The sequence below is a fragment of the Kitasatospora sp. NPDC001261 genome (assembly GCF_042896795.1).
In the GTDB taxonomy this organism is placed as follows: domain Bacteria; phylum Actinomycetota; class Actinomycetes; order Streptomycetales; family Streptomycetaceae; genus Kitasatospora.
Genome location: NZ_JBIAXP010000050.1, coordinates 12,258 through 36,196, shown reverse-complemented (window position 1 = coordinate 36,196; position 23,939 = coordinate 12,258). Strand labels below are relative to the sequence as shown.

Here is a 23,939-nt window from a genome sequence, read left to right as displayed (position 1 = left end):
GTCCGACAACCGCTCACCCGCAGGCGACTTGACCTGCCCCACCCTCGCCACACCACACCCAACGAGCCAAAGCCATCAAAGTCACTGGCATTGGGTCTAGCCGGGGACACTGGCCGGCCGAGGGTGCTGGTCCAACCAGGGGCGCTGGGGACCGGGGGAGGCGTGGAGCGAGTCCCCCCGGACTCGCTCCACGCCGCCTCGTCGCGCGGCTTCGGCGTTGCCGCTCCCCCCGACACCCCGGCAAACCCGCCGTTCCCCCCTGGCCACACCCCCCTCCGGCGAGAGCGGTCCGCACAGGCCCGGCGAGCCCCCACCTCCGGGGACGTCGTTGATCTCAAACTAACAAACCGCGTGGTTGGTTTGTCAATAGCGGAATCCACAAAACATCCACATCGTGACGGAGTGCTCCGCGGCGGTCGGAAAGGCCCGGGACCAGCGGTTTGTCGTCCCATCGGGGTGTCCGCCGCCCGAGCCGCCCGACGCCGGGCGCGGACACGTAGTGCTGGACGCCGCGATGGAATCCGACATTCCGAGCATCGTGGCAGCACGCTGTGACACCGGACGGGCGCCCAGCGCAGCCGGAGAAGCGGCCGGGGAAGCAGCCGGAGAAGCGGACGGAGAAGCGGCCAGGGAAGCGGCCGGGGGAGGGGAGAGCGGGCGGGCTCAGCGCAGCAGCCGGCGTTCCTTCGCCACCGCCACCGCGCCCGACCGGGTGTCCACGCCCAACTTGTCGTAGATCCGGCCGAGGTGGGTCTTCACCGTGGCCTCGCTGATGAACAGCGCCCGGGCGATCTCCCGGTTGCCCAGCCCCTGCGCCAGCTGTCCGAGGATGTCCAGCTCGCGCTCGGTGAGCTGCGGCGAGGGCGCCCGCATCTGCGCCATCACCCGGGAGGCGACCGGCGGCGAGAGCACCGTGCGGCCCTGCGCGGCCGCGTGCACGGCGGCGAACAGCTCCTCGGGCCGCTCGGCCTTCAGCAGGTAGCCGGTGGCGCCGGCGGCGATCGCCCGGGTGATGTCGGCGTCGGTGTCGTAGGTGGTGAGCACCAGGACGTGCGGCCCGTCCGGGGTGGCGGTGATCCGCCGGGTGGCCTCCACCCCGTCGATGCCGTCGCCGAGTTGGAGGTCCATCAGGACGACCTGCGGGGCCAGCCGGGCGGCCAGCGCGACGGCCTCCTCCCCGGTGCTGGCCTCGCCGACCACCTCGATGTCGCCGGCGCTCGCGAGCAGCGCCAGCAGTCCGGCCCGCACCACGGCGTGGTCGTCGCAGACCAGCAGCCGGACGGGAGCGGTCCGGACGGGAGTGGTCCGGCCGGGAGTCGTGCTCATCGGTGCTCCAGGGTCATCGCTCGTCCGGGCTCATCTGTGCTTCGGGGGACCGGTGTTCCGGGCTCATCGGTCGTCCAGGGGGATCGCGGCGGAGACGACGGTGCCCTCGCCGGGCGCGCTCTCCACGGTCAGCCTGCCACCCAGCTGCCGCAGCCGGGCCCGCATCGCCGGCAGGCCGTACCCACGGCCGCCCCCGCCCCCGCCCCCGCCCCCGCCCCCGGCGCCGACACCCGCACCGCCCCCGGCCGCGCCCGGGTCGAAGCCCTGCCCGTCGTCGGCGATGTCCAGCACGGCCTGGTCACCGAGGAAGGACAGCGTGATCGCGGCCGTCGACGCCCCGGCGTGCTCGCGGACGTTGGCCAGCGCGCCCTGGGCGATCCGCAGCAGCGCGGCCTGCGCGGCGGCGGGCAACGGCACGGGCGCGCCGTCCAGGTGGAAGCGGACCGGCAGCCCGCTCTCGGCGGACTCCCGCTCGGCCAGCGCCCGCAGCGCCCGGTCGAGGGTGCGGCCGTCGGACAGCTCCGCCGGGGCGAGGTCGTGGACGAAGCGGCGGGCCTCGGCCAGGTTCCGGGCGGCCACCGAGGCGGCGGTGCGGACGTGGGTGCGGGCGGTCGCCGGGTGGGTGTCCCAGGTGCGCTCGGCGGCCTGGAGCAGCATCTGCTGGCTGGACAGGCCCTGTGCCAGGGTGTCGTGGATCTCCATCGCCAGCCGCTCGCGCTCGGCCAGGGTGCCCTCCCGCCGTTCGGTGGCGGCGAGTTCGCGCCGGGTGCGGACCAGGTCGGCGATCAGCGCGCGCTGCCGGGCGGCCTGCCGGGCCATGAAGAGGAAGACGCCGGTGGCGAGTCCGGCCACCGCGGCCGGCAGCAGGACGAGGGTGGCGTCGGCGCCGCCGGGCAGCCGGACCTCGGCGGTCACCACCAGCAGGGTCAGCGCGCCGACCAGCGGGATGGCCGCCTTCGCGGGCAGCACCCGCAGCCCGGTGTAGATCAGCGGCACGGCGCACCAGGCGAAGCTCGGCGCGAGCAGCACCAGCACCACCCAGAGCGCCACCACCAGGGCCAGCGCCCAGCGGCGGTGCCGGTCCGGGGCGGTCGGACGGCGGTGGGCGAGCCAGGACCCGGCCGGCTGGGCGACGGCGAGGGCCGCGCTCAGCCCGATCACCCAGGGCGCCTGCGCGGTGCCGGAGTGGTGGGTGAGGTAGCGGCTGAGCGAGGCGGCGAGCAGCAGCAGGAAGGCGGAGTCCAGCAGCAGCGCGAGCCGGCCCGCGTCCGGATCGCCGGCGTCGTGGCCGAGTGCGCCGCCGGCGCCGGTGCGGTCCGCGGCGGGGCGGCCGGCGGTCGGGCGGGGCTGCTGCACGGGTGGCTCCTGGCTGAACGGGTGGTGCGTGCGCGGTCGGCGCCTGCCCGTACCGGCCGTACCGGTCCGTACGGGCCCGTCCCGATCCGCACCGACCCGCACCGATCCCTCGATGGTGACCCGTCCGGCCCGGGGCCGCATCAGCCGATCGGTTGACGCCGCCGTCCCCCATCATGCCCGGACGCCCGCGCCGGACCGCCGATGCGGCGGCCCCTTCCCCGGCCGGAGGATCGAAGCACGCCGCCGGGCGATCCCCCCAACGGCCCGGCGGCCCCCGAACTCCCCCACCCCGCCCCACCTCACCCGACCCCACCCCGCAGATCCGCTGAGGAGCTGGACCATGAAGAAGACCTCCGTCCGCACCCGCGTGCTGACCGGCACCGTCGCCGCCGCCGCGCTCGCCGCCGCCACCGTGGGCGCCGTCTCGGCCAGCGCCGAGTCCACCGACACCCCGGCCGTCCCGGCCGCGGCGAAGGCCGACACCCAGAACAAGAACCTGGCCCCGAGCAGCGGCCTGACCATCGACGCTGCCACCCGCGCCGCCCAGGCCGCCCTGGACGCGGCCACCAAGGCCGGCCAGCACGTGTCGGTCGCGGTCGTCGACCGCGACGGCGTCACCCGGGTGCTGCTGAAGGGCGACGGCGCCGGCCCGCAGGCCCCGGTCTCGGCCGAGCGCAAGGCCTTCACCGCGGTGTCCTGGAACGCCCCGACCTCGGAGCTGGCCAAGCGCCTGGCCCAGGCCCCGAACCTGAAGGACATCCCGGGCACCCTGTTCCTGGCCGGCGGCGCCCCGATCCAGTCGAAGGGCGCCCCGATCGCGGCCGTCGGCGTCGCGGGCGCGCCCAGCGGCGACCTGGACGAGCAGTTCGCGCAGGCGGGCGTCGCCGAGCTGGCGAAGTGACCGGGGGCCCGGCCGGCCCGCCCCGCGCCCGGGGCCGGGCCCGCCGGGCCGGGGTCTCGTTCGGGTGAACGCCGGAAGGGTAGCCGCAGAACACGGGATGACCCTTCGAAAAGCCGGTGCCGCTGTCAGTGGCGCGTGGCAGGCTTCCCGGTATGACGGCGTGGACCCTCAACGACATCGAACGCGCGATCCGCTCCTCCTGGGGCGTCGACACCTGTGCGCCCGAGGATCTGGCCCACTGGCGTCCCGACAATCCCGCCCGTGGTCAGTGCGGGGTGACGGCGATGGTGGTGCACGACCTGCTCGGCGGCGAGCTCATGATGGGCGAGGTGTACGTCGACGGGGTGCGGACGGACCTCCACTGGTGGAACCGTTTCGCCACCGGCTTCGAGATCGACCTCACCCGCGAGCAGTTCGGGCCGGACGAGCTGGTCGGCCGCGGCCGACCGGTCGCCCGCCCGGCCCGCCCCGGCCGGCTCCAGGCCCAGTACGAGCTGCTGCGCACCCGGGTGGTCGCCGAGCTGGAGCGCGGCGCGGCCGCCGACCGCACCCGGCTGCCGTCCCGGGCCCGCGCCTGCGCCTGAGGAGCGGCCCGGCTCCGGGTGTGCTTCCGTGCCGACCGGCGGGTACCGCAGGACTTCTGACGTACAGTCGGCCGCATACGAGCGGTGCGGCGGCGACGGGAGTGCGCGGATGACCGGGCGGACGATCGGCTTCGTGGGGCTGGGTGCGATGGGGCGCGGCATGGCCGGCAGCCTGCTGCGGGCCGGCCACACCGTACGGGTCTGGAACCGCTCGCCCGAGCCGGTGGCCGCCATGGTGGCCGAGGGCGCGGAGGCGGCCGGCTCGCTCGCCGAGGTGTTCGCCGCCGACACGGTGGTCTCCATGCTCGCCAACGACGCGGCGGTCGAGCGGCTGCTGCTCGACCCCGCGCTGCTGGCCGGCGCCGGGGCGACCCTGCACGTCAACATGGCCACCGTCTCGCTCGCCCTCGCCGAGCGGGCCGAGGCGCTGCACGCCGAGCACGGCGTCGGCTACGTCGCCGCCCCCGTCCTCGGCCGGCCGCCGGTCGCGGCGGCGGGGCGGCTGAACATCCTGGTCGCGGGCGCGCCCGAGCTGCTGGAGCGGGCCGAGCCGCTGTTCGCCGCGATGGGCGAGCGCACCTGGCACTTCGGCGAGAGCCCCCGGCAGGCCAACACCGTCAAGATCAGCACCAACTTCCTGATCGCCTGCGCGATCGAGTCGATGGCCGAGGCGTGCAGCCTGGCCGAGGCGCACGGGATCCGGCCGACCGACCTGGTCGACCTGCTCACCGGCACGCTCTTCCCCGGACCGATCCACACCGGCTACGGCGCGATGGTGGCCGAACGCCGGTACGAGCCGGCCGGGTTCCGGCTGCCGCTCGGCCTCAAGGACATCGGCCTCGCGCTGGACGCGGGGGCCGCGCGCAACGTGCCGCTGCCGATCGGCAGCGTCCTGCGGGACGCCTTCCTGGACGCGCTGGCCCACGGCGACGGGGACAAGGACTGGGCGGCGGTCGCCGAGGTCGCCCGCCGCCGGGCCGGGCTGCCCGACTGACCTCCGCCCGCCGGCCCCCGGGCCGGGCTGCCGGACCGGACCCGCGCCCGCCAATCCCCGGCTGCCGCCCGGCGGTTGGCGCGGGCGCGGAATAAACCGGCGTCCGACGGCTGCTCACTCCTGCGTCCGCACCGTACGTACCACGGAGGAGTCCTGATGGGTGATCAGCCGCCCGGCGCCGAGACGCCGCGCCGTTTCCTGTTCCTCGACGCCAGCGCGCGCCCCGACGGCAACTCGGCCCGGCTCGCCCGGCTGGCCGCCGAGTCGAGCCTGCCGGCCGGCGCCGAGCAGCAGTGGCTGCGGCTGGACGAGCACCCGCTGCCGCCCTTCCGGGACCTGCGGCACACCGGCGACGGCACGTACCCCGAGCCGGCCGGCCACGAGCGGACGCTGCTGGACGCCACCCTGGCGGCCACCGACCTGGTCTTCGTCGCGCCGCTGTACTGGTACGCGCTGCCGACCAGCGCCAAGCTCTACCTCGACTACTGGTCGGCCTGGTTCCGGGTGCCCGGCGTGGAGTTCCGCGAGGGGATGCGCGGCGGCACCATCTGGGGCGTGACCGCCCTCGCCACCGAGGACGACGACAACGCCGAGCCGCTGATCGGCACCCTCCGGCTGACCGCCGACTACATGGGGATGCGCTGGGGCGGGGTGCTGCTGGGCCACGGCACCCGCCCGGGCGAGGCGCTGGCGGACGAGCGCGCGGTGATCGCGGCCAAGTCCTTCTTCGCGGGCTGATCCTCCGGGCCGGCCTTCCGGGCCGGCCCCTCGGGGCAGAACCCTCGCGGCCGGTTCCGCACGGCCGACCCCCCTCACGGACCGACCCCCGGCGGGCCGGGTGCCGCGCGCACGCGCCGCCCGCCGCCGGGGGTCGTGCGGTACCCCCCTCCGGGCGTGTACCCGTCATCCGGCCGCCGCCCTGGTCGAGCGCAAAAGGCGTACGGACGGCCAGAGTTGGACGAATCGGGCAGCCCTCTCCCGGGCCCGGACCGCAGTGTGCCACCCGCCTTCCGGACCGGTCCCGTCGTTCGGTACTCTCCGTCGCACTTTCAGCTTTCGCGGGGGGTCCGCGGCGTTCTTCGGCCGCCCCCTCGCGCCCGGGCCTCGCCCGGACACTTCCGTGAGGTCTCCCTTGTCCATACGTCGCAGTCTTGCCCTTGCCGGGGCCGCCGCGCTCGCGTCCTCGCTCGTCCTGGCCGGCGCCCAGGGCGCCATGGCCGTCGGTGCCACCGGCACCCCGTCCGCCGTCGCCTCGCAGGCCGACAAGGCGTCGCGCGCGAGCCTCGACCTCTCGCTGAACGGCGTGCCCGGCACCTTCATCGCCGGCGGCGACGCCCGCGAGTTCACCTTCAAGATCGACAACCGGACGAAGCACGACTTCGTCTTCATCCCGCTGCTCAAGTTCAAGAACAAGGCGGGCTCGCTCCAGGCGAAGGACCTCAAGGTCCAGTACCGGCTCCCCGGCGGCGAGTGGCAGACCGCCGTGGTCGCCCCCGACCAGAGCGGCGAGAAGAACAGCTCCGTCCTGATGATGCTCGGCACCCTCGACTCGTCCGGCAACCCGGTCGCCGACGACCTGCTCGGGGTGAACCGCGGCAAGAACGTCCCGATCAAGGTCCGGGCGTCCTTCACCGACGGCGCCCCGCTCGGCCGGGCCGGCGTCGTCCCGGTCGTCTTCGCCGCCCAGCTCGACGACTCCACCCACCAGCCGGTCGACAACGGCCACCTCAGCTGCGACGGCGGCGTGGGCTTCACCATCAAGGCGCCGGGCGGCAAGCCGACCCCGACGCACACCGGCAAGCCCAGCCCGACGCCGACCCAGTCCCAGACGGGCAAGCCCAGCCCGACCGCGAGCGGCTCGCCGTCGGCCACCGCGACCGTCACGCCGACCGAGAAGCCGACCGAGAAGCCGACCGAGACGCCTACCGGCAAGCCGACCGACACCCCGACCGAGAAGCCCACCGAGAAGCCGACCACTCCGGCCACCGGTGAGCCCTCCGACTCGGCCACCGCCCCGGCCCCGGTCGAGAGCAGCGGCGACACCTCGGGCCCGATCGACTTCCCGGTGGAGCCCCCGGTCATCACCCCGCCGCCGCTGACCCCGGCCGCCGTCGACAAGGCCAAGGCCGCCGCGGACGGCAGCGACAAGGCCCTGGCCCAGACCGGTGGCGGTAGCAACACCACCGCCATCGCGGCCACCGGCGGCGCCGTCCTGGTGGCCGGTGTCGGCACCCTCGTGGTGCTGCGCCGTCGCAAGTCCGCCCAGCAGGGCTGAGGCGAAGCGCGCTGACGCGAGCGCGCCGACCCGAGGCGCGCCGACCCGAAGCGCACTGATCCGGAACACCCCCGTGCCGCCCGCACCGTCCCCTCGGACGGATCCGCGGGCGGCACGGGCCGTTCCGGGGGCCGACCAGGGCCGTCCCGCGGGCGGTCCGGACGGTTCTCCTCCGTCACATAGGATGTCCGGCCGGAGGGGGGCGGAACGGCGGGGAGAGGACAGGTGCGGGTAGCACGCACGGCACGGACCACCACCGACTACGAGGCGACGACCGGGCGGATAGCCGGGCTGCCGCTCCGGAGGCACCACGTCCTGCTGACCGCCTGGACGGTGCTCTGGTTCCTCCTGGTCGAGCCCAGCGGCGGCTTCTCCTGGCACTACCTGCGCCAGGGCGAGCAGTTGCTCTTCAGCGGCCAGCCCGACGGCGGCCTGTCGCTCTACGCCCACCACCCGGAGCTCCAGATCGGCCCGGTCAGCCTGGCCGCGGCCCGGCTCACCGCCCCGTTCGCACCGCACACCGGCGAGCTGATCGCCGAGGCGGTGAGCGCCGGGCTGGGCCTGGTGATGCTGGTCGTGGTCGGCCGCACCGCGGCCCTGTACTACCTCGGCACCGGGACCAACCACCGGCGGCTGCAGCAGCGGCTGCTGATCGCCGGGCTGGCGTTCATCCCGATGTGGGTCGAGGTCTCGGTCCGCTTCGCGCACCTGGACGACGTCCTCGCGCTGTTCTTCACCACCCTCGCCGCGCACGCCCTGGCCCGCGGCAAGCCCGTCCAGGTCGCGGTCTTCCTGGCGCTGGCGGTGGACTCCAAGCCCTGGGCGATCGCCTTCGCCCCGCTGATCCTGGCGCTGCCCCGGCCCGCCTGGCTGCGCACCGCGCTCTGGTTCTGCGCCCTGGTGGCGATCGCCTGGCTGCCGTTCTACCTGGGCAACCTGGACACCATGGCGGCCGCCAAGTTCACCATCCCGAACCAGCCCGCCTCCGCGCTGCGCTGGTTCGGGGTCACCGACCCGGCCACCCCCTGGTGGGACCGGCCGACCCAGTTCGCGCTCGGCATCGGGCTCGGCTGCGTCGCCGTCTGGCGCGGCCGCTGGCCGGCCGTGGTGCTGCTGGGCGCGGACGCCCGCATCCTGCTCGACCCGAGCGTCTACACGTACTACACGGCCTCGATCCTGCTCGGCACCCTGCTCTGGGACGCCGTCGGGCAGAAGCGGCTCGTCCCGTGGTGGAGCTGGATCGCGCTGGCCGCGCTGTACGGCGGCACGCTGTTGCTCCCGTCCGACGCGGCCCGCGGCTTCGTCCGGCTCGCCTTCGTGGTGGTCTCCGCCGGGTACGTGCTGTTCTGGCCCACCCAGCGGTCCCGGCGGCAGCGGCCCGGCGCACCGGGCGACGGCGGGAGCGGCGGCACCGGCCGCCGGGGCGGTCGGGGCGGCCGGCGGCGCGAGCGGGCGCTGGCCGGCGCCGGGGTCTGACGGCAGGGGCCCGTCCCCGTCCACGGCTTGACCCTCACGCGACGTGAGAGCCGAGGGTGGTGGTCAGCACCAGGGAGGAACCCGATGACCAGTGAGGGCTACTCGGTCGGCGCCGTGGCGAAGATCGCCAAGGTGACCGTCCGCACCCTGCACCACTACGACGAGATCGGCCTGCTGTCCCCGGCCGGCCGGACCCGGTCCGGCTACCGCCGGTACGTGGACGCCGACCTCGACCGGCTGCAGCAGGTCCTCTTCTACCGGGAGCTCGGGTTCCCCCTGGACGAGATCGCGGCGATCCTGGACGACGACTCGGTCAGCCCGACCGAGCACCTCCGGCGGCAGCACCGGTTGCTCACCGACCGGATCGGTCACCTCCAGGAGCTCGCCTCAGCCGTCGAACACGCCATGGAGGCACGGAGAATGGGCATTCAGCTGACCCCGGAGGAGAAGTTCGAGGTCTTCGGCGAGGGCTACCAGGAGGACTGGGAGCAGGAGGCCGAGCAGCGCTGGGGCGACACCGCGGCCTGGGCCGAGTCGCAGCGCCGCACCGGCGGCTACTCCAAGGCCGACTGGCAGCGCATCCAGGTCGAGATGACCGCGCTCAACGAGCGCCTGGCCGGGGCGGTCACCGCCGGCGAGCCCGCCGACGGCACGGTGGCCACCGGCCTCGCGGAGGAGCACCGGCAGCACATCCGCCAGAACTTCTACGACTGCACGTACACCATCCACCGCGGCCTGGCCTGCCTGTACGTCTCGGACCCGCGCTGGACCGACACCTACGAGAAGATCGCGCCGGGCCTGGCCCAGTGGCTGCACGACGCCATCGTCGCCAACGCGGACCGGCGCGAGGAGAAGGCCGAGGAGAAGCGCGCGGAGGAGCGCGGGGGGCAGTAGACCGCGCGCTCAGGCCACCCCGCGCCCGAAGGAGCGCCGGTAGGCGGTCGGCGAGGTGCGCATCACCCGGCCGAAGTGGTGGCGGAAGGTCGCGGCGCTCTCGAAGCCGACCGCCGCGGCGATCTCCTCCACCGTCCCCTCCGGCGACTCCAGCAGCGCCAGACTGGTCGCGATGCGCTGGGTGACGACCCAGCGCATCGGGCTGGTCCCGGTGCGGGCGGTGAAGTGCCGCAGGTACGAGCGGTCCGACATCCGGGCGGCGCGGGCCAGCTGCGAGATGGTCAGCGGGGACGACAGGTGGTCCAGCGCCCACCGCATGCTGCGGGCGATCCCGTCGTCCTCCTCCTCGACCGGGCGGACCGCCGCCTCGACGAACTGGGCCTGCCCGCCGTCCCGGTGCGGCGCCACCACGAAGCGGCGGGCCACCGCGTTGGCCACCTTGGCGCCGTGGTCCCGGCGGACCAGGTGCAGGCAGAGGTCGATGCCGGCCGCGCTGCCCGCGCTGGTCAGCACGTCGCCGTTGTCCACGTACAGCACGTCCGGGTTGACCCGCACCGCCGGGTACCGCTGCTGGAGCAGTTCGGCGTACCGCCAGTGGGTGGTCGCCTCCCGGCCGTCCAGCAGTCCGGCGGCGGCCGGTGCGAAGGCGCCCGAGCAGATCGACACGATCCGGGCGCCGCGCCCGTGCGCGGTGCGCAGCGCCTCGACCAGGTCGGGGGAGACGCCGCCGAACGGGTTCGACACCCCGGGGACCACCACCGTGTCGGCCGCGGCCAGCTCGTCCAGCCCGTGCCGGGCGGTCAGCGCGAAGCCGCCCACCGCCTCCAGCGGCGTCCCGGGCCGGTCGGCGCAGACCTTCAGCCCGTACCAGGGCGCCGCCAGCAGTCCGGCCAGCTCGGGCCGCGCCAGTCCGAACACCTCGACCACCACGCCGAGTTCGAACGGCGCCATGCCCGGGAAGGCGTACACCGCGACGTCGTGCACGGGCTCCGGGCGCCGGCCGATGGCGACGGGCACCGGCCGCGGGGCGGCACCGGTCCGGTCCTCGGCGTGCTGCTCGGCCATGCGAACCCCCTGCTCACGGGTGGCGGAATGCCGGTGAGTGTAGCCGTCCCGACCCCTTCGGAATTTTCTTCGAACCCACCTGCAACCTTCACCCCCGTCACACGTCCTTTGATACGGGGGCGGAGGGAACCCGGCAGAGGGCGGCTGGGATGATCCCCCCGATCACGATCTTGATCAGGTGACCTGACGGAACGGCGGCCGCCGTCACCGTCCCGGGGGAAAGCGGAAACGCGCATGTCCATGGCCATCGGGCCGACCGCCGCGCAGGCAGGGGGGCGGGGCTTCTCCATCCGTGGAGTCGTCACCGCGCTGTTCGGCGCGCAGGAGGCCGGCGAGCCGCTCGCCGGCGCCGCCACCGAGCAGGAGGCGAAGCAGCGCCGTTCCGGCTTCCGGCTGCTGCGCGGCGGTCGCAAGCCCGCCGAGGACCGGCCCACCCTGACCGACCTGTACCACGCCCACCGGCTCGGCCTGGTCCGGATGGCGGTCATGCTGGTCGACCACCAGGACCTGGCCGAGGACGTCGTCCAGGACGCCTTCACCCAGCTCTACCAGCGCTACGGCGAGGAGCTGGACGACCTCGACAACGCGCTCGGCTACCTGCGCACCTCGGTGGTCAACGGCGCCCGCTCGATGCTGCGCCGCCGCAAGACCGCCCGCGAGTACGTGCCGCCGCACGTGGCCGACGCCCCGTCCGCCGAGGACCACGCGGTGCTCAACGACGAGCACCGCCGGGTGCTGGTTGCCCTGCAGGAGTTGACTCCCCGCCAGCGTGAGGTGCTGGTGCTGCGCTACTGGTCCGACCTGTCGGAGGCGCAGATAGCCGAGACCCTGGGACTGTCCCGGGGTGCCGTGAAGTCCACCGCCAGCCGCGCTCTGGACGCCTTGGAAAAGCACCTGGAGAAGGTTCGATGACCGACAAGCTCCCCCGCCGCACCGGCGGCGACGGCGACGGGCCGGCCGAGACACCGACGGAACGGCTGCTCCGCGAGGCGATGACGGCCCGGGCCTCCCTCGTCACGGCCGCCAGCCTGCGCCCGGCCGCTCCCCCGAAGAACCGGATCCGCCGGCTGCGCCCGGTGTACGCCGTCACCGTGCCGCTCGGCCTGGCCGCCGCCATGGCGCTCGGCGTGCTCACCTTCCACGGCGAGCCGGTCGCCCAGGACGAGGTCCCGCCCCCGGCCGCCACCCTGACCAGCTCGCCGAGCCCGACGCCCGAGCCGACCGGCGACCCCAGCCCGACGGCCGCCCCCACCGATCCGGGCACGCCCACCGGCGAGGCCGAGACGGAGGTCCCGCTCGCCGACGGCGTCCCGACCACCGCGACCTCCGCCCCCGGCACCGCGAGCGGCCCGGCGAGCTCGTCCAGCCTGCGGGGCGTCAAGTTCAAGGTGCCGGCGGGCTGGAAGGCCGTGCCGGTCTCGGCCGACCGGGTCTGCGTCCTGAGTCCGGGCGCGCCGACGGAGCCGCAGCAGGGCTGGGCGCCGGCCAGGTGCGAGCCGTACGGCGTCCTGGTCGTGGCCTACAACTCCCCGGACGAACTCGAGGGCGGCGCCTGGCCGACGACGGACGACCTGGTCGCCGACAGCGGCTGGGGCCACCAGCCGAACTGCCCGATCTGGGGCCGGCCCTACTTCCCGGACAACGGCTACTCCTCGGTCGGCGCACCCGTGCGGACCAAGTCCACCGTGGCCGGCAAGACGATCGACAAGACCCAGTGGAACGTCACCTGCAAGCCCGGGGACACCTTCACCGCCCAGCTGTGGGGGATGGGCCTGGACCAGGTCTTCGTGGTGGCGAACGGGCTCAAGAGCGACTACCAGTCGGGCCTGACGGCGATCGTCAACAGCCTGGACGTGAGCGGCCACAAGTCACCGTCCCTGACCGCGTCCGACAAGGGCGCGAAGGACATCGCGATCACGGTCGACGGCGGCATCGGCGCCGGGCAGAAGGTGTCCACCAACGGCACCCCGGTGACCTTCACGGTGACGTACCGGAACACCGGCCAGAAGACCTACGACAAGCTCCAGCCGCTGGTCTACACGAAGGAGTACGCCGGGACGCCGCCGAGCGAGATGGTCACGATGAACAAGGGCAAGCTGGAGCGCCAGGACGGCGGCGTCTGGAAGGAGATCCCGCTCGCGATCGGCGGCGGCATGGACTACGCCATGGTGGGCCAGCAGGCCCAGTTCTCGCTCGCGCCGGGAGAGTCCAGGACGGTGACGTACCGGATGGCCCTCGACAAGCTGGACGGGCCCGGCACGATGCCGGTGTCCGTCCAGGCGGTGCTGCCGTACGACGGTTCCGCGCCGCTGACCTCCGTGAAGGAGCTGATCGTCCCGGTGACGGTCGTGAAGTAGCCGTTCCAAGCTGGCAGTTGAGGCGCCGTGACCGGGTTTCCCCCGGTCGCGGCGCCTTTCGGCGTTCCGGGGAGGGGCCGGGAAAAATTCTTCGAACCGGCCTGCAACCCCCCGGCGGGATGGACGTCTATCAGGGTGAGAGGCGGGGAGAGCGAGCCGGCGGAGCCGGGGGGCTCGGGCCGGTTCCTCGGGGCGCGACAGTAGGCGCCCGCTCATTCGATCACCACCATCACCATGTCCTTGGGGGGACTGTCACATGAACGCGTCCGTTATCGCCCGTATTGCGAAGATCGTCCCGCTGGCCGTCGTCACCGCCGTGGGAATCGCGGCCTGCGGCCCGACGAACGGCGAGGCGTCCGTCGCCGCCTCCGCTCCCGCCTCCACCCCCGCGGCCACCTCGTCGGCCACCCCCGGCGCGGGCGCCGTCCCGACCGTCCCCGCCCCGGCCGCGCCGACCACCGAGGCCGCGCCGACCACCGGCGCCCCGGCCGCCGCGGCGCCCGCGGCCGGGGCTGCCAAGGCCGAGGCCAGGCCCGTCGCGAAGGCGCCGGCCAAGCCCGCCGTCAAGCCCGCGGCCAAGCCCGCCGCGCCGAAGGCCGGCCCCGCCGTGTCCGGCGGAAGCGGGATCGGCATCACCTTCGGCGGCCTGGACGAGGGCGGGCAGATCGAGCTCAACGGCCTGGTGTCCTTCTCCGTGACCTGGAAGAACAACGACGCCACCGGCACCCGCAGCGTCGCCCCGGTGGTGGCCACCCAGCAGTACGAAGGCGCGCCCTGCAGCCGGATCATCGCGACGGCGGACGGCACCCTGGAGCGCAAGGACGCCTCGGGCTGGAAGAAGCTGGAGCTCAGCCAGGGCACCGGGATGGACTACGTGATCAACCGGAAGGACGGGGCCTTCACGCTGGCCGCCGGTGAGAGCCGGACCATCGAGTACCGGATGCGGCTGTCCACGGCCAACCGGCCGGGGCGGATCACGATCGAGGCGGACGCCCCCGTGCCGAACTCCACGGACTACCAGGGCATCGCGAAGGCCGAGCTGAACGCCACGGTCGTCGACCACAAGAGCCCGGTGGTGAGCGGCGTGACCACGTCGAGCCCCAAGGTCGGGACGACTCCCGCCGACTTCGGCTTCGTGGTCGACGCGCCGCAGGGCACCGCGGACCTGCACCCCGTGGTGGCCGTGTCGAGCGCCTCGTGGCTGACCCCGGACGACGTCACGCTGGAGGTCATGGCCGGCGGCGCGTGGAAGCCGGTCGAGCTGCGCGAGGCCTGCGACGGTCTGACCGCGGTCGCCCCGACCGGGCTGGAGGTCAACCGGAGGGGCGACTCGGCCGAGTACTCCTTCCGGATCACGATGAAGAAGGCCCCGCAGTACGACGTGGAGGTCCAGGTGGGCGCCCAGGCGAACGGTCACCAGGCCGCCCGCCGGCCCGTCTTCGACCCCCAGGGCCGCCGGTGACGGACGCCCGCACCGGAACCGAAGGGCCCGGCCTCCCACTGCTCGGGAGGCCGGGCCCTTCACCGTGGCCGCGTCACGGCCGTCGTGCGGAGGCTCAGGCGAGCGAGGCCATCCAGGCTTCGACGTCCTCGGCGCTGCGGGGCAGGCCGGCCGAGAGGTTCTCGTTGCCGTCGGCGGTGACCAGGATGTCGTCCTCGATCCGGACGCCGATGCCGCGGTACTCCTCCGGCACGGTCAGGTCGTCCTGCTGGAAGTACAGGCCGGGCTCGACGGTCAGCACCATGCCGGGGACCAGCAGCGCGTCGACGTGCTCCTCGCGGCGCGAGTGGGCGCAGTCGTGGACGTCCAGGCCGAGCATGTGGCCGGTGCCGTGCAGGGTCCAGCGGCGCTGGAGGCCCAGCTCCAGGACCTTCTCGACGTCGTACACCGAGGCGTCCAGCAGGCCCCAGGCGAGCAGCCGCTCGGCGAGCACGCGCTGCGAGGCCTCGTGGAAGTCGCGGAACCGGGCGCCGGGCTTCACCGCGGCGATGCCGGCCTCCTGGGCGTCGTACACCGCGTCGTAGATCCGGCGCTGGACCTCGGTGAAGCTGCCGTTGATCGGCAGGCTGCGGGTGACGTCCGCGGTGTAGAGGGTGCTGGTCTCCACGCCCGCGTCCAGCAGCAGCAGCTCGCCCGGGCGCACGTCACCGTCGTTGCGCACCCAGTGCAGGGTGGTGGCGTGCGGGCCGGCCGCGGCGATGGTGCCGTAGCCGACGTCGTTGCCCTCAACCCGGGCGCGGCGCCAGAAGGTGCCCTCGATCCAGCGCTCCGAGGTGGCGACGGCCTGGCCCAGCTCGCGGACCACGTCGGTGAAGCCCTTGACGGTGGCGTCGCAGGCGGCGCGCAGCTCGCCGATCTCCCACGCGTCCTTGACCAGCCGCAGGCCGCTCAGGAACTCCTTGAGCCCGGCGTCCTTGTCGGCGTCCAGGGCGTCGGCGAGCGCGGCCTCCAGGCCGGCGTCGTAGCCGCGGACGATGCGGGTCGGCACGGCGGAGTCGGCGGCCTTCGCGGCCAGCTCCTCGGCGGCCTTGCGCACGTCGCGGGCGGGCAGCCCGAGCAGCTGCTCCTGCTCGGCCAGGCTGTGCCGGCGGCCGACCCACAGCTCGCCGTAGCCGTCCAGCCAGAACTCGCCGTTCTCGCGGTTCGAGCGGGGCAGCAGGTAGAGCACGAAGTCGTGGCCGGTCGCGCCGGTCGGCTCGCCGACCAGCACCGCGTCCTCGGTCTGGTCGCCGGTGAGGTGGACGTACTCGCTGGCGGCGCGGAACGCGTAGTCGGTGTCGTTGGAGCGGACCCGCAGGTTGCCGGCCGGGACGACCAGGCGCTCGCCCGGGTAGGCGGCGGACAGCGCGGCGCGGCGCTCGGCCGCGTACGGGGCCTGGGCGACGGGGGCGAGGCCGTGCAGCTCGGTGTCGGCCCAGCCGGACTTCATCGAGGCGGCCAGCTCGTCGGAGATGTCGCCGTAGAGACCGTTCTTGCGGCCCTTGTGCTGCTCAGGCTCCTCGCCGCCCTCGGCCTCGGGGTTCTCGGCCACCGCGGGGGTACGGTCCTCGGTCACGTGCAACGCCTCCTTGGGGGGTGGTACCGCCGCCCCTGGGGGAGGTGTCGGATCGCGACACGCGCGGGCGGCCGTGCGTCCGTCCATGGTACGGACGCCCGGCCGCCCGTTCGTTCCGGGCCCGAACCGTCACTCGAAGCGGGCCGCCAGCAGCATCAGGTCGTCGGTGGCCGTGCCCCCGGCGTCCGGGTCCGGGCAGACGGCCAGCAGGTGGGCGCAGAGCCGGTCCGGGTCGATCCGCACGTCGCGCGGGGCGTCGGCGGCGGCCCGGCGCAGGTTGGCCTGCCCGGCGTGCAGGGTCGGGCCGCAGCGGCGGGCCAGGCCCTCGGTGTAGAGCAGCAGGGTGTCGCCGCGCTCGGCGACGAACTCCACCCCGGGGGCCTCCCAGCAGGCCAGCATGCCGAGCGGGGCGGAGAGCGAGGTCTCCACGAACTCGGCGCCGTGCCGGCCGACCAGGACGGGCGGGCAGTGCCCGGCGCCGGCCAGGGTGATCCGGCGCTCCTCGGGCTCGATCCAGGCGTAGACGGCGGTGGCGGTGCGGGTCGGTTCGGTGGTCTTGAGCAGCAGCTCCAGGTCCCCCAGGACGGAGACCGGGTCCTCGCCCTCCAGCACCGCGTACGCCCGCAGTGCGGCCCGGACCCGGCCCATCGCGGCGGCCGCGCCGGGGGCGGAGCCGGGGCCCGCGCCGGGGCCGTCGCCGGAGACGGAGCCGACGGTGAGGCCGATGGTGCCGTCGGGCAGCGGGATCGCGTCGTACCAGTCGCTGCCGGTGGAGCGCTCCAGCCCGGCGGGGACGAGCCGGGCGGCCAGCCGCAGCCCGGCGGCCCGGGGGAGCCGGTCCGGCAGCAGGCCGCGGCGCAGCGCCTCGGTGGTGCGCGAGATCCGGTCCGCCTCCAGCTGCTTGGCGAGCAGCGGGGCGGCGATCTCGCAGTAGTGGCGGGCCAGTTCGCGCTGGCAGTCGGTCGGTTCGGCGGGCTCGTCGTAGAACCAGAGGGCGGCGGCGAGCGGGCCGTCCTCCTCGGTGGCGAGCGGCAGGCCGTAGGCGCCGCCGAGGCCGAGGTGGACGGCGAGTTCGCGCAGCCGGGCGCCGGTGGCCGGGTCCTCGGCGAGGTCGTGGGAGTGCAGCTGGGCGGGCCGGTCCCGTTCGCGCAGCAGCCGGGCCAGCAGGCTCTGCTCGGTCGGGACGGTCTCCAGGGCGCCGAGGCTGGCGCGGTCGAGGCCGTGGCCGACCGGCTGTCCGGGTCCGCCGCCGGGCCGCCGGGTGACCAGCATGCCGCGCCGGGCGCCGAGCAGGGCGGCGCCGGAGGCGAGGACGGTGTCCAGGGTGGCGGCCAGGCCGCGGGCGCGGGCGAGCCGTTCGGTGTGCTCGTGCAGGCTGGTGATATCGGACAGGCGTCCGGCCAAACGGTCCTGCAGCGCGGCGGAGGGCGCCGTGCGGCCGTCCGCCGTGCCGTCCGGGGCGTTGACGGGGCCGGGGAGGTCCGGCAGGTCGAGGACGGTGAGCCCGCCCGCGCAGCCGGGTTCGCCAGGCTCGGCGGTCGTCGTCGGGAGGGCCGTCGACGGGTGGGACTCGTTCATGCCGTCACTCCTGACGCGGTGCTACGTGCCATGCGAAACCCCCAGGTACGGCCAATGTGGAGCGAGCACGGCCAAAGGGCGTGTTTCGCCTCGATTCGCTACTACTCGTCATTGATCGACAGCAATGCCACCACTTCTACACAGGCCATTCGGGGCATGTCCAGATCCAGGACGACGCGGTGGCCCGTTCCACATCGATCGCGACCCGGTCGGGGGGCGCGCGGGGTTGGTGCGCGCGCCACTCGGCCCGGAGGCATGGAGCGGGCCGCGAGCGGGCAGAACCGGGAGGACGGCCCGGGCGGCCGTCCGGATCGTATGTCCGTGCCGCCCGTGAGCCGGGTCGGCCGGAACTCTCTCACTCGTACGGTGGAACCAAGCGCGCCCGGGCGGCGTCCATCCGGTCGCGTACGGGATTCTCGTTCCAAGGGCTGTGCCCTGCGCGGCCCTTTCACGTCGTACTCCACACCTGCTCCACGTCGTGCCGCGCCGTCCGCCCTGCCGCCCGCCCCGCGCCGCGCCGCCCGGGTCCGTGCCGCGGCGGGTCCGCGCGGAGGATCCCGACGGACGCCGGCGGAGCGGAGCGAACCGAGCGGTCAGGGAAAGGAACGAGCGCCATGCGTGAGAACCCGAAAGACCGGTCGGAGGATCGTTCCGCCCGGCTGGCCGCGGCCCTGACGGCCGCCGTCGACCACCGTTGGCCCGTGGTGCCGGGCGCCGTGCTGCGCGACGGCCGCTGCTCCTGCGGCGACCTGGACTGCACCGTCCCCGGCGCGCACCCGCACGACCCCTCGCTGCTGGCCGCCACCACGGACGCCCGGATGGTGCGCTGGTGGTGGGAGCGGCAGAGCCCGGACGCGCCGGTGCTGGCCGCCACCGGCTCCACGGTCTCGGCGGTCAGCCTGCCCGCGGCGGCCGGCGCCCGGGCGCTGGTCTACCTGGGCGCGCTGCGGCTGCCGCTCGGCCCGGTGCTGGCGATGCCGGGCCGCTACGCGCTGCTGGTGGCCCCGTACTCGCTGGACGTGCTCGGCGAGATGCTCGCCCAACTCCCTTGGGTGCCCGGCTCGTTGCGCTACCACGGGGCGGGCGGCTTCCTGCCGCTGCCGCCCGGCGGCGCGGCCGTCGGGGTGCCCTCGGCCGGAGGCTGGGGGAGGGTGCGCTGGGTGCTCGCGCCGCGACCGGGCGTCGGCGGCGGGGTCTGGCTGCCGCAGGTCGGGCCGCTGCTGGGGGAGTTGGTGGAGGCGACGGTCCGGCTGGACAGCGGGCGTTCGGCCTACTGAGGGCCACCGGAGCGGGACGGGCTGTCGACACCGTCCGCCGGGCCCGGATCCGGGCTTCTCCCGGGTCTCGGCCCGGGCCCGTCCGGGGGCTCCGAGCGGGGCACTCCGGAAAAAGAAAAGATCCGGCCGCTGGCGACGGGGGATGCACCAGCGGCCGGACTCTTTAGACAGTAACAAGGATCCGCGCCCGCGCCAATTTCCAAGACGCCCTCCACGCCCGGAAATTGCGCGTTCACCGCGACAATGTGACGCGTATCACGCGGATCCTGCGCCCTTTAGTTCAAGGTGACCTGACGGTTCACCAGGTTCGCGCGGGTGCGCCGCTCCTCGGCGGTCAGCGGGGCCGCGTCGGCGAGCACCGCGGCGAGCCGCTCGGCGAACTCGGCGGCCGGCTTCTCGCAGTCGGCGGCGGTCATCGCGAGCGGGAGGTCCCACACCGGGACGGTCAGGCCGTGCGCGCGGAAGGAGCCGACCAGGCGGGTGTCCGGGCCGAGCGAGGCCTCGCCGGCCGTGTTCAGCCGGGCCAGCGCGTCCAGCAGCTTCTCCTCGGGCACGGTCATCACCCAGCGCAGGTGGTTCTTGTCCGGGGTGCCGCACCAGTACGCGGAGTCCACGCTCGCGAGCTTCTCGGTCGGGATGGCCGAGGCGTTGGCGCGCTCCAGGGAGGCGGCGACCTCGCCGGTGGCGGCCTCGGCGTCCTCCAGCCAGAACTCGAAGCCGGTGTGCACGGCGGGCGTGAACGCGGCGGTGGTGTCCAGCAGGTCCTGCAGGCGGCGCCCGCCCGGGACGGTCCGGCGGGCCGGCACCGGGCTGCCCGGCTCGGTGGCCAGGGCCAGCTCCAGGGCGTCCGCGAGGTCGCGGCTGAGGTCGCCGGAGGCGGACTGGGTCTGCAGGCCGAGCAGGATCGAGCCGTCCTGGCGGCGCAGGGCCGGCCAGGCCAGCGGCAGCACGGTGGCCAGGGTCACCGACGGGACGTCACCGGTCGCGCCGTCGGCCACCCCGGCGGCCAGCGTCAGCGGCACCGTGGCGGCGGGCACCAGCTCGCGCAGGGCCACCCAGTCGGCCTCGCCCGGCAGGCCCTCGAACGGGCGGTGCACCAGCTCCTGCACCGCGTGCGAGGCCTCCCGGCCGTGACACGCCTTGTACCGGCGGCCCGAGCCGCAGGGGCAGTCCTCGCGGGCCCCGACCACGGGGATCTCGCCCGTGACGGCGGTGGTGGACTGGCGCTGCGGCGCCTTCTTGGCGGCCTTCTTGCCCATGCTGCGGCTCTCCCGGGAACGGTGGTCCTGTGTCCCGGGAAGCCTAACGACACATTCCCCGAGCCCGGCTCACGCGCTACGGGCATCGCCCCCGGTGCGCCGGGCGTGCCGGGCCCGGGCGGGCAGCGCCGCCCAGACCGTGACCTCGCCGGGGGCGTCGCGCACGCCCCAGTCGCTGGCCAGCTGGTCGACGATGCTCAGGCCGCGGCCGCCGCGCGAGGTCAGCGAGGGACTCGCGGGCAGCGGCCGGGTGGCCGCCCCGCCGTCCGTGACCTCCAGGGTGAGCACCCCGTCGGCGTGCATCTGCCAGCGGACCAGCACCCCGCCGGCCGGCTCGGCCGGACCCTCGGCGGGCTCCCGGGCGCCCTGCGCGGCGTTCGCCCCGGAGGGGACGCCGACCAGCACCTGCCCGAGCACCTCGGCCCGGGCGCTGCGGCCCAGGGCCGGCAGCGGGCCGAGCGGACGGGCGTACCGACAGGCGTTGCTCAACAGCTCGGAAAGGATCAGAACAGCATCATCGATGACCGGTTCGGGTACCTGCCGGTCACCCAGATCTCGACGCAGTCGGCGCCGTGCGACCCCGACACTCGCTGGGCCGTGCGGCACTGCCATGGTCGATGAAGTCGGCACTTCACGCGCCACCATCAACGCCACCCCCGGACCTCCTTCAGCGTATGCCGAGGGAGAGATGCCCCTTGGTAATGCGTCGGAAACGAGCACCGGACGATCCCGCGAGCCCATTTCGAGTGCGGCGACCGACGGTCGACATCAGGTCATTCCGCGCTCACCCTCCGTCGCCCGGATGCAAGAATTCCGGCAATTTCGCGCGAGGAAGGTTTGACTGCCGACCAGAGTGATCGGATCGGAGGGGTTCGGAGGAGTACGGCCTTCGGTGCGCCGACGGATCACCGGCCGAGTTGCGCCAGTACCTCCGCGGGCCGGTTGGTGATGATCGCGGACACCCCGAGCTCCAGGCAGAGCTCGACGTCGGCCGGCTCGTCCACCGTCCACACGTGCACCTCGTGGCCGAGCTCGCGCAGCCGGGTCACCAGCTGCGGGCGGGCCCGCACCAGCTCGATGCCCGGGCCGGCGATCCGCGCCCCGCCCGGCAGCGGCGAGCCCTCGCGCAGCCGGCCGAGCAGCGGCAGGGTCCGCTCGAACAGGAAGACCCGCCGGTACCGCGGCGCGGCGGCGGCCACCCGGTTCAGCGCGACCGAGGAGAAGCTCATGATCCGGGCGGACGGGCGGTCGCCCTCCCGGACGGCGCCGATCTTGAACCGCTCCAGGGTCCGCAGCAGCTCGGCCTCCACCCGGCCGCGGAAGCGCACCGGGTGCTTGGTCTCGATCGCCAGGTCCACCGGGCGGCCGCACTCCACCACCAGCTCCAGCAGCCGCTCCAGCCGCAGCACGCCGCGCAGCTCCGGGTCGGTGCTGGGGCGGCCGGTCTTCCAGGCGCCGAAGTCGTACGCCTCCAGCTCGGCGAGGGTCATGGCCGAAACGGTGCCCCGGCCGTTGGAGACCCGGCCGATCCGGCGGTCGTGCACGCAGACCAGCGCGCCGTCGGCGGTGACCCGGACGTCGCACTCCAGTGCGTCCGCGCCCTCGTCGAGCGCGCGCCGGTAGGCCGCGAGGGTGTGCTCGGGCAGGGCGTGGGAGGAACCGCGGTGGGCGATCACCTGGACGGGCGGCACGGTGCGCGCCGCCGCCGAGGACAGGTCTGGGCTGGTCACAGGCCCAACGATAGGCGGCGGAGGTGAAGCGCGGACAAAGACGGCCCCAACCTGTGGGGCCGTCTGCGCACCTGCGGGGCCCGCTCGGGCCCCGCTCCCTCCGGCTCCGTCAGCCCCGGACGGCGCGGCGGCCGAGCGGGGTGAGCGCCCAGGTGGCCAGGGCCGGCACCAGGAAGGCGAACAGCGAGGCCGAGGTCCACTCCTGCGGGGTGAAGTGCAGCGCCTCCTGGGCGGAGGTCCAGAAGTCCGTCCACCAGCCCGCGACCTTGGTCGGCGCGATGAACTGGTAGACCGCGAAGCCCAGGGCCCACGGCAGCAGCATCAGCCAGCGGGACGGCGCGTCGGCGGAGAGGTTCCAGCCGCGCCGGCCGGCGCCGAGGAAGTAGTCCACCACGAGCACCGCCAGCAGCGGTACGAACACCGAGCCGATCAGGCCGAGGAAGCCGTAGTAGGTGTCGGTGAACTCGTCGATCTGCAGCGCCAGCACGGTGATCAGCACGCCGATCGCGCCGGAGAGCACCCGGCGGTCCACCTTCGGCAGCAGGTTCTGCACCGACATCGCGGTCGAGTACACGTTGGCGAAGGACTGGTCGGTCTCGCGCAGCACCAGCACCAGCAGGAACAGCCAGCCGGCCCAGACCCCGAGGAAGGAGTCGAAGATCCGGTTCGGGTCGCCGTCCGACTGCAGCAGCGCCATCAGGCCGAGCACGTAGCACCAGACCTGGGCGACCGTGTAGCCGGAGAAGCTGCCCCAGAACGCCGATCGCGGGGTGCGCGAGTGCCGGGTGTAGTCGGCGGCCAGCGGGACGAAGGAGACCGACACCGCGATCATCGCGTCGGTGGCGCCGAGGAAGCCGTGCCAGTTGCCCGCGCCCGGGTCCGGCACGCCCTGGCGGCCAAGCTGGACGGTGAAGTACACCATCGCCACCGCGACCGCCCCGGCCACGAAGCGGCGCAGCACCGCGATCGAGCCCAGCGGCCAGATGGTCAGCGCGGTGGTCAGCGCGCCCGCGAGCAGGACGAACAGCCAGCGGTAGCCGGTGGTGTGCGCGACGGTCTGCGCGCCCGCCGAGATGGTCAGCAGCTCGAAGACGCCCCAGCCGATGCACTGCACGATGTTCAGCACCGTCGGCAGGTACGACAGCCGGGTGCCGAACAGCCCGCGCAGGTTCGCCATCGCGGGGGCGCCGGTGCGGGCGCCGATCAGCGCGGCCACGGCGAGCATCGCGGTGCCGACCGCCGTACCGATCGTGATCGCGGTCACCGCGGCGGCCAGCGACAGCTCGCTGCCGGGGGCGCCGAGCACGGTGGCGGCGGTGGAGAAGCCGATCAGGCTGACGCCCAGGTTCATCCAGAGCGCGAAGTGGTCCCGGAAGCGCAGCGTGCGCGGCGGTTCGGTGTCCAGGACCAGGGGCGCTTCGACGTGCTCGGCGCGTTCCAGGAGGGCGGTCGCGTCCGGTGTGGGGGCGTTCGCGCCGGAGTCGGAGGCGTTCGTACCCGAAGAAGAGGATGGCGAAGCAGGCGGCATGGCCGATACTCCCTACGCCGGCATTACCCGGACAGGTTCCGGCGGTCAGCGCCCCCTCGAACGTCCGTCACTCGTGTGGCGTACGGTCGACATGCGCACTCTCAGCCTGGTGGGTCCAAGCTCCCGCGTGTCAGTTTGGAGCGCCAGGCTAACCGGCGCGGGTGCCGACGCCCAAGGCCGAGGGCGGGGCGGTCCGCATCGCGGACGCCCGACGGGGAGGGGAGCCCCGGCCGTCGGTAGGGGTGCCGGAGCCGGTGTCAGCGCCGGGGTCGGTGCCGACGCG

At 74.4% G+C, this 23,939-nt stretch carries 20 protein-coding genes and 1 riboswitch; of the genes, 11 read left to right on the top strand and 9 right to left on the bottom strand.

Features of this window, described 5'->3' with window-relative positions; genetic code table 11:
- Positions 1 to 663: 663 nt before the first annotated feature.
- Entirely contained in the window at positions 664 to 1,326 is a 663-nt protein-coding gene (locus ACFY4B_RS41405) for a response regulator transcription factor (RefSeq protein WP_049651636.1), read from the bottom strand.
- Positions 1,327 to 1,389: 63 nt separating this feature from the next.
- The gene (locus ACFY4B_RS41400) at positions 1,390 to 2,682 is read right to left on the bottom strand and encodes a sensor histidine kinase (protein ID WP_387976705.1); all 1,293 of its coding nucleotides are present in this window, start codon (positions 2,680 to 2,682) and stop codon (positions 1,390 to 1,392) included.
- 340 nt (positions 2,683 to 3,022) lie between these two features.
- Here ACFY4B_RS41400 and ACFY4B_RS41395 point away from each other — a divergent pair, with 340 nt between their 5' ends.
- The 7 genes from ACFY4B_RS41395 (at position 3,023) to ACFY4B_RS41365 (ending at position 9,806) form a co-directional block, all read left to right on the top strand.
- Positions 3,023 to 3,583: a heme-binding protein gene (locus ACFY4B_RS41395; protein ID WP_049651637.1), complete on the top strand. Its 561-nt coding sequence runs from the start codon at positions 3,023 to 3,025 to the stop codon at positions 3,581 to 3,583.
- A gap of 152 nt (positions 3,584 to 3,735) precedes the next feature.
- Positions 3,736 to 4,167: a hypothetical protein gene (locus ACFY4B_RS41390; RefSeq protein ID WP_049651638.1), complete on the top strand. Its 432-nt coding sequence runs from the start codon at positions 3,736 to 3,738 to the stop codon at positions 4,165 to 4,167.
- 109 nt (positions 4,168 to 4,276) lie between these two features.
- Entirely contained in the window at positions 4,277 to 5,161 is an 885-nt protein-coding gene (locus tag ACFY4B_RS41385) for an NAD(P)-dependent oxidoreductase (RefSeq protein WP_387976702.1), read from the top strand.
- 156 nt (positions 5,162 to 5,317) lie between these two features.
- Entirely contained in the window at positions 5,318 to 5,899 is a 582-nt protein-coding gene (locus tag ACFY4B_RS41380) for an NAD(P)H-dependent oxidoreductase (RefSeq protein WP_049651640.1), read from the top strand.
- A 394-nt stretch (positions 5,900 to 6,293) separates the two neighbouring features.
- Positions 6,294 to 7,436, top strand: a complete 1,143-nt coding sequence (locus tag ACFY4B_RS41375) for an LPXTG cell wall anchor domain-containing protein (RefSeq protein WP_387976699.1) — start codon at positions 6,294 to 6,296, stop codon at positions 7,434 to 7,436.
- Between the two features lie 225 nt (positions 7,437 to 7,661).
- On the top strand, positions 7,662 to 8,912 hold the full coding sequence (locus ACFY4B_RS41370; RefSeq protein WP_375875080.1) for a hypothetical protein: 1,251 nt from the start codon (positions 7,662 to 7,664) through the stop codon (positions 8,910 to 8,912).
- An 84-nt stretch (positions 8,913 to 8,996) separates the two neighbouring features.
- The gene (locus ACFY4B_RS41365; protein ID WP_387976696.1) at positions 8,997 to 9,806 is read left to right on the top strand and encodes a MerR family transcriptional regulator; all 810 of its coding nucleotides are present in this window, start codon (positions 8,997 to 8,999) and stop codon (positions 9,804 to 9,806) included.
- Positions 9,807 to 9,815: 9 nt separating this feature from the next.
- Here ACFY4B_RS41365 and ACFY4B_RS41360 read toward each other — a convergent pair whose 3' ends face one another.
- Complete coding sequence (locus ACFY4B_RS41360; RefSeq protein WP_387976693.1) at positions 9,816 to 10,871, bottom strand: helix-turn-helix domain-containing protein; 1,056 nt, start codon at positions 10,869 to 10,871, stop codon at positions 9,816 to 9,818.
- Positions 10,872 to 11,105: 234 nt separating this feature from the next.
- Here ACFY4B_RS41360 and ACFY4B_RS41355 point away from each other — a divergent pair, with 234 nt between their 5' ends.
- The 3 genes from ACFY4B_RS41355 (at position 11,106) to ACFY4B_RS41345 (ending at position 14,690) form a co-directional block, all read left to right on the top strand.
- Positions 11,106 to 11,783 (top strand): RNA polymerase sigma factor, encoded by a 678-nt coding sequence (locus ACFY4B_RS41355; RefSeq protein ID WP_387822294.1) that lies wholly within the window; start codon positions 11,106 to 11,108, stop codon positions 11,781 to 11,783.
- A complete protein-coding gene (locus tag ACFY4B_RS41350; RefSeq protein WP_387976690.1) occupies positions 11,780 to 13,228 on the top strand; it encodes a hypothetical protein in 1,449 nt (482 codons plus the stop codon). Before ACFY4B_RS41355 ends, ACFY4B_RS41350 begins: the two co-directional genes overlap by 4 nt.
- Before the next feature lie 256 nt (positions 13,229 to 13,484).
- Positions 13,485 to 14,690, top strand: a complete 1,206-nt coding sequence (locus tag ACFY4B_RS41345) for a hypothetical protein (RefSeq protein WP_387976687.1) — start codon at positions 13,485 to 13,487, stop codon at positions 14,688 to 14,690.
- Positions 14,691 to 14,784: 94 nt separating this feature from the next.
- Here ACFY4B_RS41345 and ACFY4B_RS41340 read toward each other — a convergent pair whose 3' ends face one another.
- Both ACFY4B_RS41340 and ACFY4B_RS41335 read right to left on the bottom strand, forming a co-directional pair.
- Entirely contained in the window at positions 14,785 to 16,284 is a 1,500-nt protein-coding gene (locus ACFY4B_RS41340; RefSeq protein ID WP_074001837.1) for an aminopeptidase P family protein, read from the bottom strand.
- 129 nt (positions 16,285 to 16,413) lie between these two features.
- Positions 16,414 to 17,862 carry a PP2C family protein-serine/threonine phosphatase gene (locus ACFY4B_RS41335; RefSeq protein WP_380744300.1) on the bottom strand — a complete coding sequence of 483 codons (1,449 nt, stop codon included), beginning with the start codon at positions 17,860 to 17,862 and terminating at the stop codon, positions 16,414 to 16,416.
- A gap of 614 nt (positions 17,863 to 18,476) precedes the next feature.
- Here ACFY4B_RS41335 and ACFY4B_RS41330 point away from each other — a divergent pair.
- Positions 18,477 to 19,139, top strand: a complete 663-nt coding sequence (locus ACFY4B_RS41330; protein WP_049655147.1) for a bifunctional DNA primase/polymerase — start codon at positions 18,477 to 18,479, stop codon at positions 19,137 to 19,139.
- A 275-nt stretch (positions 19,140 to 19,414) separates the two neighbouring features.
- On the opposite strand, the gene ACFY4B_RS41325 is transcribed toward ACFY4B_RS41330, so the two are convergent.
- The 4 genes from ACFY4B_RS41325 to ACFY4B_RS41310 all read right to left on the bottom strand — a co-directional run bounded on the left by ACFY4B_RS41325 (position 19,415) and on the right by ACFY4B_RS41310 (position 23,656).
- Entirely contained in the window at positions 19,415 to 20,398 is a 984-nt protein-coding gene (locus ACFY4B_RS41325) for a DUF5926 family protein (RefSeq protein WP_049655150.1), read from the bottom strand.
- Positions 20,399 to 20,467: 69 nt separating this feature from the next.
- On the bottom strand, positions 20,468 to 20,887 hold the full coding sequence (locus tag ACFY4B_RS41320; RefSeq protein ID WP_338016264.1) for an ATP-binding protein: 420 nt from the start codon (positions 20,885 to 20,887) through the stop codon (positions 20,468 to 20,470).
- 416 nt (positions 20,888 to 21,303) lie between these two features.
- On the bottom strand, positions 21,304 to 22,128 hold the full coding sequence (locus ACFY4B_RS41315) for a glycerophosphodiester phosphodiesterase (protein WP_380744304.1): 825 nt from the start codon (positions 22,126 to 22,128) through the stop codon (positions 21,304 to 21,306).
- A 109-nt stretch (positions 22,129 to 22,237) separates the two neighbouring features.
- Positions 22,238 to 23,656, bottom strand: coding sequence for a purine-cytosine permease family protein (locus ACFY4B_RS41310; protein WP_387976682.1), 1,419 nt, complete (start codon positions 23,654 to 23,656; stop codon positions 22,238 to 22,240).
- Positions 23,649 to 23,793: riboswitch (TPP riboswitch) on the bottom strand. Its footprint overlaps the gene before it by 8 nt.
- Positions 23,794 to 23,939: the final 146 nt, after the last annotated feature.